This window comes from Paenibacillus macerans (assembly GCF_050565405.1).
Lineage (GTDB): Bacteria > Bacillota > Bacilli > Paenibacillales > Paenibacillaceae > Fontibacillus > Fontibacillus macerans_B.
In genome coordinates this window covers 66,692-83,821 of sequence record NZ_JBNYYG010000001.1, presented here as the reverse complement: position 1 = coordinate 83,821, position 17,130 = coordinate 66,692, and the positions used below count along the sequence as shown (strand labels likewise).

9 protein-coding genes are annotated in these 17,130 nt (G+C 52.8%); 2 read left to right on the top strand and 7 right to left on the bottom strand.

Annotated elements, in window-relative coordinates; all coding sequences use genetic code 11:
* Positions 1-11 precede the first annotated feature (11 nt).
* Positions 12-1,022 (top strand): GDSL-type esterase/lipase family protein, encoded by a 1,011-nt coding sequence (locus tag ACQ4N8_RS00370; protein ID WP_430702324.1) that lies wholly within the window; start codon positions 12-14, stop codon positions 1,020-1,022.
* A gap of 111 nt (positions 1,023-1,133) precedes the next feature.
* On the opposite strand, the gene ACQ4N8_RS00365 is transcribed toward ACQ4N8_RS00370, so the two are convergent.
* From ACQ4N8_RS00365 to ACQ4N8_RS00350, 4 genes are all read right to left on the bottom strand, one after another.
* Positions 1,134-3,842, bottom strand: coding sequence for a family 78 glycoside hydrolase catalytic domain (locus ACQ4N8_RS00365; protein WP_430702323.1), 2,709 nt, complete (start codon positions 3,840-3,842; stop codon positions 1,134-1,136).
* Positions 3,843-3,998: 156 nt separating this feature from the next.
* Positions 3,999-5,540, bottom strand: a complete 1,542-nt coding sequence (locus tag ACQ4N8_RS00360) for an extracellular solute-binding protein (protein ID WP_430702322.1) — start codon at positions 5,538-5,540, stop codon at positions 3,999-4,001.
* Between the two features lie 47 nt (positions 5,541-5,587).
* On the bottom strand, positions 5,588-6,499 hold the full coding sequence (locus ACQ4N8_RS00355; protein WP_430702321.1) for a carbohydrate ABC transporter permease: 912 nt from the start codon (positions 6,497-6,499) through the stop codon (positions 5,588-5,590).
* A gap of 27 nt (positions 6,500-6,526) precedes the next feature.
* Positions 6,527-7,432 carry an ABC transporter permease gene (locus ACQ4N8_RS00350; RefSeq protein ID WP_430702592.1) on the bottom strand — a complete coding sequence of 302 codons (906 nt, stop codon included), beginning with the start codon at positions 7,430-7,432 and terminating at the stop codon, positions 6,527-6,529.
* A 315-nt stretch (positions 7,433-7,747) separates the two neighbouring features.
* Here ACQ4N8_RS00350 and ACQ4N8_RS00345 point away from each other — a divergent pair, with 315 nt between their 5' ends.
* Positions 7,748-10,012 carry an AraC family transcriptional regulator gene (locus tag ACQ4N8_RS00345; RefSeq protein WP_430702320.1) on the top strand — a complete coding sequence of 755 codons (2,265 nt, stop codon included), beginning with the start codon at positions 7,748-7,750 and terminating at the stop codon, positions 10,010-10,012.
* A gap of 92 nt (positions 10,013-10,104) precedes the next feature.
* Here the strand turns inward: ACQ4N8_RS00345 and ACQ4N8_RS00340 are convergent, their stop codons facing one another.
* The 3 genes from ACQ4N8_RS00340 to ACQ4N8_RS00330 form a co-directional block, all read right to left on the bottom strand.
* Positions 10,105-11,739 carry a hypothetical protein gene (locus ACQ4N8_RS00340; protein ID WP_430702319.1) on the bottom strand — a complete coding sequence of 545 codons (1,635 nt, stop codon included), beginning with the start codon at positions 11,737-11,739 and terminating at the stop codon, positions 10,105-10,107.
* A 109-nt stretch (positions 11,740-11,848) separates the two neighbouring features.
* Positions 11,849-14,074 (bottom strand): GH92 family glycosyl hydrolase, encoded by a 2,226-nt coding sequence (locus ACQ4N8_RS00335; RefSeq protein WP_430702318.1) that lies wholly within the window; start codon positions 14,072-14,074, stop codon positions 11,849-11,851.
* Between the two features lie 7 nt (positions 14,075-14,081).
* The gene (locus tag ACQ4N8_RS00330) at positions 14,082-17,129 is read right to left on the bottom strand and encodes a glycoside hydrolase family 38 C-terminal domain-containing protein (protein ID WP_430702317.1); all 3,048 of its coding nucleotides are present in this window, start codon (positions 17,127-17,129) and stop codon (positions 14,082-14,084) included.
* Position 17,130 lies beyond the last annotated feature (1 nt).

Genomic DNA, 17,130 nt, shown 5'->3' with positions numbered 1-17,130 from the left:
AGTAATGCTTTATGAAATTTGACTTTTTGACTTCGAGTCTGAGACACGGGCTCTTCCATCAGGAGCAGGATGGAATCTCCTGTTTTCTTCCCGGAAGTGCGATCACCGTGCGCTTTCAGGGACGGAAAATTACTGCGGAAATCGAAGATGTCAACGGAGAGGGAAAAAGCTGGGTTAACGTCTATATCGACGATCTTCCGGTAAGGGTGATGAGAATAGATCCGGATAACCGGTTGTACCAGCTTGCGGATGACCTTGAGGACGCACCTCATACCTTAACGCTGCAGAAACGTACGGAGGCGGCATTCGGCAGCATTAAATTTACCGATTTGACGGCAGAAAACGGAACTTTTCTGAGCCCGCCGCTTCCTCTCCCCCATCGGCTGCTCATCATCGGCGATTCGATCACGTGCGGCTTCGGCAACGAAGCCCAGATTCCCTGCGACTGCGATGCTTCACGCGAAAATATCGCGCTTGCTTACAGCTCGCTGACCGGTCAGCTTTTGAATGCCGAGACTTTGATCGCGGGCGCGTCCGGTACGGGCTGCTACCAGAATTTCGGCGGTGCCAAGGAAGGGCGCATGTCGAATTATTTCATCGAAACCCTCTGTCCTTATCTCGACCAAGAAGCCATGGATCCGTTTCATCCTGAAATGATTGTCGTTAATCTTGGCACCAATGATTGGTCCGCGCCCATCCGGCCTGCGGATTACATTGAACAATATCGCAAATTGACGGGCTTTATTCGCGGCAGATATCCATCCGCCCAATTGTTCTGCGCCATCGGTCCGATGACCCTTGATCCCGCCCCACATTTGAAGGCTCTCGTCAAGAGTCTCAACGAAGAAGGCGACGCCAACGTTCATTTCGTGGAATTCCCCCTCATTAAACGACCGGAAGACGGAATGGGAGGCTGCGGACATCCCTCCGTCAAGAAGCATCGGCAAATGGCCGAACACTTAGCCGGGAGGATAAGTCAGGTTTGTTCCTTGCCCCGTCCCCCATTTTCCCGCAGTTATTAGCAACATCAACAACCGGCAAAAGAAGGGCCCCTTGGGAACTCCAAAAGAGACAGCCGTTTCTCATTATGAGGAGGCTGTCTCTTTTTTCTCTTGATTTTGAGCCCGCTTATATTACTCCGGCCTAACGGACACTTTAAACTCGTAACTTCCCGAACCAAGAACGACAACCAGATCGTGAATATCCTTCCTCAATTGGAGCGAATCAGGCAGATGCCCCCCATCGGAACGAGGCCAGATGATCTGATTGTATCCTTGCTCGAAGATCGAAGATAAAAGGGCATCCTGACTTTGTAATGGAAAATACACTTCTGCGCTGCAATTTGGCGGTATCCGAATCTCGCATTTCCAGCTTACGCCGCTCTCCTTGGACCAACGAACTGCATACGGCCCGCGAATCGTATGAGTCGTAGCAGACGCGCGGCTCAGGCTCCCCGCGCGAAACGGCTTGAAGACAGCTTGCCCAAAGGCAATGGCTTCAGGATGCGGAGCGATTCCGGCCACATGCTTGTAGAACCAGGCGCTAACGCTACCGAACATCGGGTGATTATGGGAATCGTGTCCATCCCAGGATTCCCACAGCGTAGTAGCGCCGTTGTCGATCATATATCCGTAACCGGGGTATTCTTTTGACAGCACCATTTCCAAAGCTAAATCCGTCTCCCCCCGTTCACTGAGCAGATCGAACAAAAAGGAAGTGCCGAATATGCCGGTGTCCAAGTGCCCGTGCAGGTGATCCCGATAATGCCGCAATACCCGCCGCCACGCTTGATCGGCATAGCCGTCGGGGACGCAACCCAGAACGAACGGAAATAAATCCGCGCCTTGCCGCCCGATGGAATAACTGGCCGTTTCAGGATTGAAAAACGCCTCGTTAAACGATTCGCATACGAGACGATACAGCTCCGCAAACCGCTTGCGATCCTCTTCATGACCGAGGACCCCGGCAACCTTGGACATAATGCCTGCCGTATAGGCATAATAGAAGGTGCTCACCAGTTCGGGGGAAAGCTCGTTCTCTCCCGGGACGCACCAGTCCCCCAGAAACCAACTGCCCGGCTCTTCGAATTCAACCAGATAACCTCCCCGATTACGAGTACCCAAATAACCAATCCAACATTTCATGCTTTCATAATGTTCGGCCAACAGACGCCGATCCCCATAGATTCGGTACATGATCCACGGCATGATCACATAGGCGGAACCCCAGGCGACTCCGCCGCCACCCCCATTGAACGGGGCAGTGTGCGGGACAAAACCTGTCCGTTTATTCTGCGAATCGCCAATATCTCTGATCCACTTGGCATAGAAGGCAGCCATATCAAAATTGTATATCGCCGCTTGGGCGGTTACGTGACCGTCTCCCGTGTATCCAAGCCGCTCGCGATGCGGACAATCGCTAGGCACGCCGCCGTGCAGATTGGTAAGCTGTGACCAACGATAAGCGTCTTGCACCTGATTCAGCAACGGTTCAGAGCAGGTGAATTGACCGATGTGCTCGACAGACGCATGAACGACGACGCCTTCGATATCCGTTAAATCCGGTACACCGGGATATCCGGATATCTCCACGTAACGAAAGCCATGCCAAACGAATCGGGGCTCATACCGCTCTGTTCCCCGTCCATTCATTATGTAGGTATCGGCCTGTATTTGGCCGTCTCCTCCGCAGCTTCCCATATCAAGCGCCCCGTCAGCCCCACAATTTTCGGCGAATCTCATCGTGATCCGCTGCCCGGCATTTCCTTGCATGCGAATGCGTACCCATCCCGAGAAGTTTTGACCGAAATCCAATACATATACATTAGGCTTTACTTCGACGCGGGAGACGGGAGCGACCGTACCTATTTTTCGATCCGGGGGAGACATTTGAGCCGTCAACTGCCCGGTCGGCGAACGGACCAAGCGGGCATAGTTCCACGATGAATCATCGAAGCTGTTCCCCGTCCAACCAGGCTGTTCAAGGCGGGCATCATATGTCTCTCCATAGAAGACGTTATTGAACACAATCGGCCCGGAGCTGCATTTCCAACTATTGTCGCTCCGAATGCAGTCCACTGCACCATCCTCATAGGTAATGACCAGCTGCAAAATCAACTTGGGAGCGCCATACCTCATGTTTCCTTCAACGGTTCTCTCCGTCTGATTGTAGAACCCGTTCCCCAGCATGACGCCAATCGTATTCTCTCCCTGCTGAAGATTGCCTGTCACGGAATGCTGAATATAATGGATCCTTTTGGAAGTTTGATCATCGAAAGGATACAGCAAACCTTCGATATGTCGGTCGTCATAATCCGTCCAATTCGGAACAAGGACATGGTCCCCTATCGGATTGCCATTCATAGAAAGCTCAAAATAGCCAAGGCCGGATATAGCTAGGACAGCGCGCTTAACAGGCTTCTCAACTGGAAAAGTCTTTCTGAATAACGGAGCCGCGATCGTCTCATCGGCACCGATCCACTGGGCGGTCCATTCATCCGGGCTAAGGATGCCCATTTCAAAAAAAGCAACCGCTTCAGCCTCGTATTGCACTCCATCTTGATCCCAGCATCTGACGGTCCAGTAGCAGCGTTGTCCGCTGACCAGCGGTTTGCCTGCATAAGCAATGTGGTAGGTATCCGCGGATTCGACTTTGCCGGAATCCCATAACTCGCCGATCCCGGCAAGCGCATTTCTTTCCTCTTCAGACACGATCATTTGATAGGCCATCTGTCTTCGGCTGCGTTTGGAGGCGCTTAGCTCCCAACTGAAGCGGGGCATCTTTGTTTGCACACCAACGGGATTGTTCGTATACTCGCACCGCAGTCGGTCAATTTTGTCCATGACACTACTCCCCTTCTACCGATTCACTGCAAAGCAGCCCCTCCGTCCTCGGGAAGGGCTCTTCATACCCGCTCGGTAAGCGGTTTCATTTCGATGTATGCAATGAGGCTGCCGGAAGGCAGCCCCTGATAAGACCCGGATAAATGCTTACCCTACTTACGATTTCTTCGCCAAGAAGGCGTCGACCTGCTTCTGCAGTTCATTCTGGATCTTCCCCAGCACCGCTTCGCCCTCCTCTTTAAACTTGGCAAAGTATTCGTCCGGATCTAGCGCGCCGTTAAACAGACCGTTATAATATTTCGCTTGAATGGTCGAAAACTGGGCCACTTCGTTCTTCACAGGAGTCGGATCGAAGGTAAATCCGGTTAAGACGTCCTTGGTGAAATTGTCGGCTTGAGTAATAAATTGATTGTACTTCAGATTCTCTTCGTCCGTTCCGGCCCACTCCCGCTCTAACGTCGGGTTCAACATGAGCTGAAACGAAACAATACCGCCGTCATTGTTCAAGGTGTCGTATTGATGCTCGCCGACGGTTTTCCAGTTCACGCCTTCAATGCCGCGCTCCAACAGGTCGTAATTCTCCTGCCGATTCGCCCAGTCGAGGAACATCATCGCGCGGTCCTTGTGCTTACTTGTCTTTACAATACAGATGAAGTTATCCATCTTAAAATTGGATATGTTCTTTCCCGGAGTTAGATCAAACAGGCGAACCGCTTCCAGCTCGCCGTCGGGCACGACCTGCTTCAACTGTTCATTGAACGATTCGGGAACACCAAAGACCATTTGGGGCGTAGCCGCGACTTTGTTCTGGAGCTGCATTTCCATCGGGCCGCTTTTATTTGTCAAGACATCCTGCGACATGACCTTGTCAACGAACAACTTGCGGACATCCTGGATATTGGACCAAATCTTTGGTTCCTTGGTTTCAAAGAAATTGTAGACCTTCCCATCGTTGCCCTTGTAATACAACATCAAGCTGGCACCTGCAAAATTCGTCGGGCGAATGTTAACGCTGGTATCGTCCCGAATCAGCCAGTTAACCCAGCTGTAGGTGACGTCGTCCGCACCTGCGAGCAGTGGCGTGATATTGGGCATATTGTCACGAACGGCGTAGAGATAAGCTTTCAGGTCCTCATACGTCTTCACGGGCGGCAGGTTCAATTGCTCTCGCAAGTCTTTTCGGATGAAGACCGATCTTTGCTGGGTATAGGCGCTGCCTAAGGGGACGCCGTAGATTTTGTCGTTGATTTTGTTCGCATCCCACATTTGCTGCGGTCTCGTCTTTAGTACATTCGGGCCGAATTTGTCCAGAAGTTCGCCTAATTCCTCGTAATATCCCTGAGAAGCCATCGTGTCCAGATGCAGCCAGGGAGCATCGAAGATCAGATCCACGCTCTCTCCTGAAGCCAGCATGACGTTGGTCTTCTGGTTAAGATCGGCGAAATCGATGACTGTAAATTTAACCTGTGTGTTTAACTCGGCCTTTAACCGTTTGTTGACTTCCGCCAGCACCTCATCAAAGTTAGCCCCCTTCGCCCCCGGAACGACAACCTCCAGAGTGACCGGGTCAAGGGATGAAGCGCCGGTTCCCCCGGAATCGTCTGGTGCGGAGGCGTTCCCGCCGGAGCCGGAACACCCGGATAAGGCGATGACTAGTCCGAGCAGCGCCGTCCCCAAGAATCTGCGTTTTGTGACCATGTAAATAACTCCCTTCTAAATCATATTATATTTTCGTATCAAGCCCACTAGCCTTTTACCGAGCCGAGGGTCAGGCCTTTGACGAAATATTTCTGGACCATCGGATAAACGAGAATAATCGGGCCGATCGTCAGACAAACGGTAGCCAGCTTGACCCCCTCCGCCGGCGGCAGCGTCAGAACATTGCCGTGGTTTAGCGACGAGAGCTGCATCTGCGACATGAGCTGCCGCAGAAGCAGCTGAAGCGGGTACATATCGCTGTTATCAATGAACAAAAGCGACAGCCACCAATCGTTCCAATATTGCAGCGCGTAGAATAAGCTGATTGTCGCAATCACCGGCGTTGAGATCGGCCGGATAATTTTGAAGAAGATCGTCCACTCTCCAGCACCGTCAATGGTAGCCGATTCGTTCAACTCATAAGGCAACGAGCGATAGAACGAGACCAAGATAAACGCAAAGAACGGATTCATGACATAAGGGAGCACTAGCGCCCACAGCGTATCTTTCAGGTGCAGCCACTGAACGACCAGAAGATAGAAGCCGACGAGCCCCGAGCCGAATACCATTGGCACGTAGGTCATGAACGAGAGAAAGCCGCCGTATCGGTTCTTCGGATGAGCCAGAACGTAAGCATACAGCATGGTGACGACGAGGCCGATCACCGTTCCGATCGCTGTCACGGTAAACGTGATGCCATAGCTGGTGAACATTTGCTTGCCTTGAAGCAGGAACCGATAGGACTCCAAGGTGAACTCGTTCGGCCATACGGCGTATCCGTTCAGAGCCAAGCTTCGGGTGCTGGCGAACGAATTAATGACCATCAGCCAGAATGGGAACAAACAAACCAGCGCAAATAGGATCAAAAACAGCCCGAACGACCCTAACGCGATTTTATCGGAGATGCCGCTTGTCCGCCGAACATGGACGGACGGGACCAGAGCAACCGGGCGATTCATATGAGGTTCACCTCCTTTAATTCACTTCTAAAACAACCTGGAGTCCTTATCGATCTTCCGGATCAGCGCATTAAACGAAACAACAGCAATAAGTCCCATGATAGACTGATAAAATACGACGGCCGACGACATGCTGAAATTGCCAAGCTGTCTTAACGCCCGATAAGAGTAAGTATCGATGACATCCGTCGTGGGGAATAGAATGCCGTTGTCCCCGATAATCCCGTAGATCATGCCGAAATCCCCGTAGAAAATCCGTCCGACTCCCAAAAGGACAAGTATGATGATTTGCGGCTTCAGTAAGGGCAGCGTAATGTACCTCATCTGCTGCATCCGCGTAGCTCCGTCCAGTCGGGCACTCTCATAATAATCGGCAGAGAAACCGGTAATGGCGGCAATCAGAATAATGGAGTAGTAACCGGCGCTTTTCCAAATTCGAGTTAAAGTCAGAATAATCGGCCACACCCACGGGGTTTGGTACCAGTCGACGGTTTGAAATCCGCTGGCACTAAGAATGCGGTTAAATAGACCATCCGTATTGTTGAAAAGAATGAATGTCATATAACCTACGACGACCCATGAGATAAAATAAGGCAGAAAAACAACGGATTGGATCGTACGTTTAAACCATCTCAAGCGAATCTCATTCAAGAAGAGCGCGATGAGCAGCGCAAAGACCATCTCGCAAATAATGAACAACGCATTTAAATACAACGTATTGACCGTAACTTGGATCCAATCCCGATTGGAGAAAAAAAAGCGAAAGTTGTTCAGCCCCACCCAATCGCTGCCCCATATGCCCTTGCTGATCTGAAAGTCCTTGAACGCCAGCAGATGTCCAGCCAGAGGAATATAGGAGAAAACGACGAGAAAGACGATGCCCGGTATCGCCATCGTATACAAGTTCCGGTTCTTCACAAGCTCCTTCAACATGCTCAATTTATAGTATCACTCCATTCTAGCTGGTCTGTCCGATGTGGCCATATCCTGACAGTGTTTATTATGAGCGGAAGGAAGCTCCGGGGCATAGTCCTCATTGCGTCACAAAGGGTGCTGAATTTAAGAATCGTGCAGTCATTCGGCTTCCTGAATCATCTTAATTTGTACTTTGTCAAAATGAGGACTTCACACGGAAGTCAGGATGCGGATAAGATTGAGTAAGAAGCGTCCCGGTTAGCTTCTTCTATCGATAGGGTTAAGGCATACCCTTAAACAGTTAATCAATTAAACGCGGGGTGCTGGAATGATATGAAGCTCAAACCTTTTTTACAGAAGACCTATTTTCGTACCTTTCTATTACTAACCACTGTTCTGATCTGTTCCATGATTCCTTTCGTCTATTTTCTGTCTGCGGAATTCGCGAAATACACGATGCTGGAGGTGCGCAGCAATTCGCAAAACGAAGTCAACAACCTGGCTTCGAAAGCCGATATGATTCTCGGCAATTTGAAAGCTTACGGGCTTAGCATGTACGCCGATCAAAACATTCAGAACTGGTTCTTCAATACAAGCTGGGATCCGCTTATCGACCATGCTGCACTCGTCGCCCAATCCAACTTCATGTCTACCGAACCGCTCATTCAACGATCTTATCTGATTAATTTGAAGTACAGCCTTGTCGTCGATTCCAAAGCCGGAATCGCCCGTTTTGAATCCTTTGCCGACCAGAGCATGCTGGAGCGGGTGAAATCATTCCAGCGCCAATACTTGCGCTTCTTCAGTCATTCGCTGGATGGTTCGGACTGCCTGGCTCTTGTTCTGCCTGCAACTCCCGAGAAGCCGTCCGACTTCTATCTCGTGCTTCTGATCGATAAACCGTTGCTGAACAAGCTTCTCTTCGGCGAAACGGTCTACTCGGAGCAAGACATTCGGATTCTCGATGAGAACGGATTAGTCCTATTAGGTACGTCCAATTCGGCTGCGTTGAACGAACAGCTTTATCAAGCAGGGCAGGAGCATCGGGACAGCAGTTTTCAGGTCCAGCTTCCGAATCAGAGATGGTACGTCAATACCGCCAAAATGACTACTGAAAATTGGGCGGTATACTATTCGACCGAGTATCATATCTTGACCCGCCATATCACCTTGTTCCAGCAAAAAATGATAACGTATACATTAATGCTATTGGGAATCGTCTCGTCTTTGTTCTTCTGGAGCTCGCGTCGTTCCTTGCGTTCCATCACCTTTTTGTCGGAAAAGCTGAAGAAGAAGGTTGCATTTGCGAACCCCGCGTCAGATGCTAAGGCCGATATCCAATGGATCAACGACGGGATCGATTTGCTGCTGAACAATGTGGAGCAGCTTCATGCCTCCATGCGAAACCAATCCGAGCTTGTCCGAACGGAGTTCCTCGCTCAGTGGGTGCTGCACGGCACGCCAGGCACCAGGAGCTACGAATATATTCGCTCCCGGACCAAGCTGACTTCCTGCGAAGTTCTGTTCTTGGCTGTTCTACGGATCGAAGCGTATACGGTCTTTTGCGAACGTTACGATTTCCCTTCCCGGAAATTGATTAAATACGCCATCCGCAATATCAGCGAAGAAGTGGTTGGCGCCGGTTCTTATGCGGCCGAAGGCTTGGATATGGGCGGCGATCATCTCATCCTGATCATCGGCGGGCATGAACGGGACGAGCTTCAACTGCAACGCCTTCTGGAGGAGACGCATCATCAGGTGGCTCGCATTCTGAGCATCGGTACAACCGTCGCGGTCAGCAACGCCTATGACTTCGGCGCTAATTTCCGAAACGTATATGATCATATCTACGAATTGACGATGCTGCGATTTCTTGACGGAGAAAGACAGATTTTTCTGGAGAGCGATTATGAAGAGTTTTTGGCAGGGTATCCCTCTGCATCCGAGGCACTGGAGACAACCGAGATCATCAAATCGATCCGCTGCGGCCGTCCGGAGACCGCCGTCGTGCTGCTGCGCCAGCAGATGAAGCATATTCATGAGCTGCCTTATCGCGACTGCAAACTATACCTGACCTATTTTACCTACGATCTGCTCAAAAATTTCAATAAGTCCAGCGTCTTGCATGAGATCAGCAGCATCCATCAATTGCTGGAGCGGTACAGCACACTCTCCGAGTTTCAAGCGTGGCTGGAGAGCATCGTCACGACGCTCGCATCCGACACCGAAGTTCCGAAATCTTCGAACCGCAAGGAAGAGATCGTCCTGGAGATCAAAGAATACGTCGACAACCACTTGCAGGATGCCCAATTATCGATCGAGCAGGTGGCCGACAATTTCTCTTTCTCCGTCAGTTATATCCGGCAATTATTCAAGGAGATCATGAACGTGTCCTTGTCCGAATATATCCTCCAGGAACGAATTGAGAGAGTGAAAGAGAAGCTGGTATCCAGCCAGCTCTCGGTGCTGGAGATCGCGGATCAATGCGGTTTCATATCCAAAGGTCATTTCTTCTCCGCATTCAAGAAGTTCACGAATCTTACGCCGAAGCAGTATCGGGAAATTCATGGGGATGCCGAAGCCGGAGGCTCCTGGTAAAGAAACCCCCACTCAAGCCAAAAAGGACCTCTCCGGAATCACCAATGGGCTTTACCGGAAAGGTCCTTGTTCCGTTATCGACAATCAGACGCTCACTCTGGATGCTCGGCTGCTCCTTGAACCGGCTCAAGCCCGAGCTCCGGATTGGCCAAATCGAGTTTGTACATGACCTGATTGTAGTTATACCGCGGCGTTGGGGCATGATCCGTAAAGGTATTCGTATAAGTTCCTTCAAAGTAGATAACCCGGCCGCCGTCCTTATTGAAGTATTTGTGCTGAGCCACGTTATAAAAAGTATAGTTGTTATGCGTTACGATCTTCTTGGCCTTGGTCCAAGGGCCTTGGGGCGACGGAGCTTCCGCATACCAGATTTCCCCGAGTACCGAGGCCTTGCCTTCGATCTGCTGCCCAATCATTACGTAACGCTGCCGGTAATCGTTCCATTCGATGGAGCTTGAGGCGATTTTAACGTCTTCGCCGGTATCGGTATCTTTCAGTTGATCATATTGCGGATCGTCAGCTTTGAGCAGTCCAAGCTGGATCAGCTCCTTCTCTTGATCCTGGGTGAGCGGCGGGGTATCTTTTTTCCAGCCCCATACCAGGTTGCCGTTCTCGTCGCGTTCGAGCGAGGTTTGAGCCCCGTTGTATGTCGTTCCCGGCGTCAGGCAAGTAAACGACTCGTATTGGGTGTAGTCGATGATGGCGTCATAGCTGGCGGCAACTCGCAAATTCGGCAGCCGGTGTTCGGTAAAGAGCCAATATCCCTTCCCGTCCTCCTCGTAATAGCTTGCCTGGCCGCCCGGATGGCGCCAATCGTCCTTGAAAGGGAACTGGACGACCTGTTCGAACTCCTTAGTATTGTCGTTAAAGGCGAGAATGCCGAAGGCGCTGAGTTCGGGATTGTGCGTGCTGTAGCCGGCGAGCAGGCGCTCCTGTCCGGTGCTGTCCTTGGCGGTCATCAAACCGAATACCCAGGCTATGCCTGCACCGTCGGGCAACGGAGGCACCAGGCTTTTGACAAAACCGTCCTCTTTCGTAAAATAGCTCAGATTCACGCCGACATCCGGATCCAGTCCGCCCTTTTGCGGCAGTTCAGAAGTCGCTCCCGTCACGCGGAAGTTCCCCAGCGGATAGGCGGGTCTGTCGGTATCGCCCCAAAACCAGTACAGCTTATCGTTGTACTCGATTGTCTGTACGGAATCCTGTCCCATGACCAAGCCGTTGATCAGCGGCTCCCGAATCGGCGCTTTCTGACCAACCAGCAAGCTGTCGCGATAAATACCTTGGCCTGTAACCCGGTACAGCCGCTCGGCAATGTTGATCCGGTTCATCTCAAGCGTAACACTGCCCCCGGGCTTAATCTGCACAGCCTGCCCACGATTGCCGAACATGTCGGCAGGGATGTCGTAGCCGTCGCTCGACAGATGGAAGAAGACCGACTGATCCATCAGGCCCGGCTCGTCGAATGCCACAACACCAGCACTGTCCGTATAATACAGTACGTTGTTCGTCGTCTTCAACTGAACTTGAGGAATGCCCCGGCCTGTCTCGGCATCCACGACCTTGATCATGAATGGCGCCGGGATGACGATCCTTCCCCCGTTCACATCCTGCTGCCGGTCGCCGATATCCTCGGCTTGCGCCGCAGCCGCGGCGCCCGGTGCCGTCATGACCATCAGCATGACGCAAGCCCATATTCCCGCACTTTTCCACGGTTTCAATTTCATTTCGTTTACCTCCCGACCTTTGTCGTTTTGATAGAATGAAATCGCTACGCTGTCGAATAGCTTCTGTGCTAACCGCTGATGACGAACTCTTCCCACATCACCTCCCTGCTTATTGATACCGCGCCACGCCGCTTAGCGAATAAGGCAGGTCCGCTTCGTCATAATGAGCCTCGGCGGCAGGCTCTCCACTCATGACGAACTTCAACTCGGCGCCGCGGGTTAGCTCCTGATGCGTTACATACAACCTGCTAATGGGCTCGCCGTTCAACAGCGCCTTCTCAACGTACCGGTTCGCCGGATGATGATACTCGGTTCGAAGCGAGATCCTGTTGCCATTCTCCAGATGCAGCGTTGCCCGTGCGAACATCGGGCTGCCCAGTACATATTCCGGCACGCCCGGACATAACGGATAAAGACCCAACGCAGCAAAAACATACCACGCGCCCATGCTTCCGTTATCCTCGTCACCCGGGAAGCCGTCCTGCCTTGCGCTGAACAGTTCCTCCGCAGCTCTCCTCACCCAGTGCTGGGCTTCAGCCGGATAGCCGATGGCTGTATACAAATACGGAATGTGGAAGCTCGGTTGGTTGCTGATGGCGAACTGTCCAAAGTCGACCGCAGCCATCTCCGACATCTCATGGATCTCGATCGGATAAGAGCCGATCCTGAATGTTGGCGCCATCGTCATCAATTCATCCAGCTTGGCCTTGAACAGCTGTCGTCCGCCCGCCGCCTGCGCGAGTCCCAGAACATCATGCTGAACCGCCCAACTGCATTGCCAAGGACCTCCTTCGCAATAAGCGCCGCCCCATGCGAGCGGGTCGAACGGCTCCTCACGACTGCCGTCTTCCTTCAGCGGGCGCATGAAGCCGACGACCGGGTCGAACAGCTTCAAATATCCGCGCGAGCGTGCCAGCAGAAGCTTATAATCCTCCTGTCTGCCCAGCCCCCGCGCCATCTGTGCGATGCAAAAATCGCCGTAAATGTAATCCAGTGTATTGTTCACGCTCTCGTGATACCGGTCGCTCGGGAGATACCCGAGCGCCGCGTAGTCCGAGAAGCCTTTACGCCCTAGATGCGGCTGCGGCGCTTGCTCCAATGCATGCTTGCAAAGGCCTTCATAGGCCATTTCCACATCGAAATTCCGAATCCCCTTCACGAAGGCATCGGCAAAGACGGCATCGATTAACGTCCCGGGCATCCCGCTCCGCTCACCTGGAGACACCCACTTCGGCATCCAGCCGCTCTCCCGATAGATATTCACCCAAGACTGAAGTATTTCACTCAGGACCGTCGGGGCAAGCATCGCGAGCAGAGGGTACTCCGTTCTGTACGTGTCCCAGAAGCCGTTATCCGAATACATCGGTCCCTCATGAACTTTCCCTGTGTAAGGACTGTAATGAACCGTACGCCCTTCTTCATCAAGCTCATGCCAGATCCGCGGGAACAAACAAGTCCGGTACAAGCAGGAGTAGAACGTTCGCAGTTTCTCCTCATCCTCATCTTCAACATCGATTCGACCCAAATAACGCCCCCAATCCTCTGCCGCTTCGTCGCGAATTTCCGCGAACGACTTCGCGGCGATCTCGGCATGCAAATTGCGGATCGCTTGCTCCACGCTGATAAAGGAAGTACCGATTCTTGCATTCACCGTTCCTGACTCGGGCAGATCCAGACCAACGAATGCACCTGTCCGTTCGCCGATCCGGGTCAATTCCCCATACGACGTATAGGAACCGTCGAACACGCCGCTCTGAGTTCCATCGATGGAACAGTCGAAATCGACGACAAAGTACATGGCGAAGTTGTCCGGCGCGCCGCCGCTGTTGCCCCTTGTAAAGCCGACAATGCGGCGCTTCTCCGGAAGGATCTCCATCCGGGACTCGCGGTTGAACGGCGCAATGATCAGCCTTGCCGCTTCCTCCTTTCGTTTGAATCGCAGCCGCATACAGGCGCCCCGAATCGAAGGCGTCAACTCCAACTCGATTCCGTACCTCAAAAGCTCGTACCGGACATAGTCCGGTTTCACGATCCGATCCTCCGGACGAAAAGAGGAAGCGCGACGATCTGCCGCTAGATAGAGCGGTCCGGACTGCGGCATGACCGCGAGATGGGCGTAGTCGCCGATCCAGGGACTCGGTTGATGCGTTAACCTGAGCCCTTCGAAGGTACGATGATCCGGATGAAAAAACCAGCCGCCCGATGCTTCACTCGTCTGCGGGCTCCACGACGCCATCCCGAACGGGCGCGTGATGAGCGGCAGCGTATTGCCGCTTGAATACGAGAAGGTCGAGTCCGTCCCCTGCAGCGGGTTAACGTATTTGAGCCTGTTCATGGCATCTTCATCCTCTCTTTCTCCCATTCGGCCGGAGCCTGATCGTCTTCACCTCGAACGGACGGAACTGAAGCGATACCGCTTCGCCCTCGCGCGGCAAATCCGCCAACTTCTCCTCCAGCATATTCGTCTCATAAACCGCCGCAACGGACAGCCCGAAGCGAAGCCCGCACGCGACGGAGGCTCCCTTGCTCTCGTACAGACGAACGATCCAATCGCCCGATCCGTCTTCGGCAAGCTTGACCGTCTCCGCGATCACATTGGCTTGATCGATAGAGAGCAGCGATTGCGCCTCACGGCTTCCACCGGACACGAGGCTGACGGGATAGTTCAACTCGTAGGCTTCCCGCACGACGGGACTGTCCAGGAACGCGCCGTTCCAGAACGTAAACCCATAAGTAAAACGGTGCACGCCTTGATCGGACGTCTCATCCGGCCACGTCGGAGCCCGAAGCAGCGTTAAGCTCATCGTGTTATCGTCGACGGAAATCCCGTATTTGCAGTCGTTCAGCAGCGCGAAGCCGCGGTTCGCCTCTGCAAGCGCCGACCACTTATGCTGAACCACTTCGTAACGATCCGCATCATGCGGACGCGAGGCATGATTCGGCCTCTTGACGTAACCGAACTGAATTTCCTGCAGCGACTCGTTCGTATGAACGCGAACTGGGAAATCGACTTTCAGCAGCTTATTCTTCTCGCGCCAGTGAATCGTCGTATGGAATTCCACTCGGCGGCTGCCGGCACAAAGCCGGATATCCTGGACCATGGTCGATTGGTTCAGTTCGCGCTCAACCCGAATATTCGCAAAGAGCGGGCCGTTCGCGGTAACGGATACCTTGGCGCTCGTATTCAGCTCGATAGGTGCCAAGCGGTAGCGCCGGTCGATCTCCCAGGCATCGAAATCCGAATTTTGATCCCGATACATCCGCATGACGTTGCAGCGATCCGCCGCCCATTCCGTACCGGTCTCTTTATCAAAAATACGCGTAAACTCGCCCTGCTCGTTCATTTCGAGCGCAATCCATTCGTTCTCCAGATGCGATTCCGTTGCGATGACTGCAGACACCGCAGGTACATCCGCCGCTTCCGGTTCAGCCTTGAACGTGGACCAGCCCATGGGAGGAGCCTCCACCTCGGCATAGCGAACGCCTTCGTGCATTTGCACCGGCATAACCACGCCATGCTCGTTCGCAATTCCATGGACGCCGGCAGGCAATGCGACCAGTTCCTTTCTTAGCCAGGACAGCGAGTTAAAGACGGTAACGCAGGAGGCATCGCCGTCCGTAAGCGCATCTCTTGCGCCAGAAGCCATGTAATACACGTTCTTATTCAATTTCTTCAGCTCAAGCTGCGCCTCTTCATGGACGCGATGAATAGATGAGCCAGGCAGAATATCGTGGAATTGGTGCAGCAGCAGAACCTTCCATAGACCGTCCAGATCCTCGCGAGGGTAGGTCCGATTATAAAGCAGCTCCGCCGCAGCCCCCCAAAGCTCCGCCTCGCGGAAACCGATTTCCGCCTTCCGGTTCAGCTTTTTGATGATCGCTTGCGTCGTATAAGTCCCGCGGTGAGCGGGATAATAGAGTTCTCCCACATATTTGACATCAGGAACGCCTTTTTCGATCTGATCCTCAAAAAATTCGATCGGCGAGCCATGTTTCGTCTTGGGGACGCCCTCCAAATTCCCGAGCCTGCGCATAAACTCGAGATCATCCCGATTGGAGCCGCCGCCTCCGTCGCCGTGTCCGAACTGCGTGAGCCGCGTAGAGATTCCTTCAAGCTGGACGCGATCGTTCCACTGATGGATCAAGAACGACGGGTTGATCCGAATCGGGTAGTAGTCGCCGTAGTTGAGCAGATGCGACAGGATTTGCGAGCCGTCGATCCCTTCCCACAGGAACGTATTATGCGGGAACGGGTCCGCTACATTATCGTAAGTGCCGAACAATTTCACGGAGCCGAAATACTTGATCCCGCAGCCCTTCATAATTTGCGGCAGGTTCCCGGAATAGCCGAATACGTCAGGCAGCCACAGCATCTCGTTATCCACGCCGAATTCGTCCTTGAAGAACCGCTTGCCGTGCAACGCCTGGCGGATCAAACTCTCGCCGCCGGGTAAATTGGTGTCGGGTTCTACCCACATGGAGCCTTCGGGAACGATTCTGCCTTCCTTCACCGCCTGTTTGATTCGCTCATACAGCTCCGGATACAGCGTCTTGACCACCTGGAACAAATACGGCTGGCTCTGGGTGTAAGTGTATTCCGGGTATTCGTCCATGAGCGCCAACTGATTGGACAGGGTCCGCGCAATCTTCCGCTTCGTCTCCGCGATCGGCCACAGCCAGGCGACATCCAGGTGCGACTGTCCCATAAGGTACAGGGTCGGCGCCGTCGAACCGTTCACGCAGGCCAAAAGCGGCTCCATCAGCTTCCGGCACTGCTTTGCGTTCTCTCCCAACAATTCCTGACGCAGGGTCAGGTCGATCGTCGCGAACACCTGAGTCAGGCAATGATCAATCTCCGCAACGCGGAGGGATTTGGCATCAAGATGATTGCGAAGATCGTACAAGCATTCCAAATCGATGAAAAATTGGTAGACTTCCTCTTCAAAAACGCAGAGCTGCGACTCTCCGAACGTCGGCCTGGAATCCGAATGGCCGGCGTACGCTTCCGCGACAATTTCAAATCGATCTCCGGCTTTCGCCGAACGGGTTAAAGTTAAGTAATGATGGTTAAGATCTTTTGCGCCGCTCACGATGCCGTTAATGTATACGGTCGCTTCGGAACCGAAATCAAGCTTGACCACAAGCCGTTTGCCTTCGGCCTCCTCGGGAACGACGACGGCCCCGCGGAACCAGCCGTATCCCCATTTTTCTCCCCACTGTTGACCCGGAGCGACGCTCCGGAACGGTTGTCCATCCATTTCATGAATGAACAGTTGTTCCATTGTCGTAAAACCGGAAAAATCTATCGAAGAAAGCTTCGTAATCATAAATTGATCTCTTTTGTTCAGCAGCTTTTCCGCATGGAATAAAATCTCTTTTTTTTCACTCAAG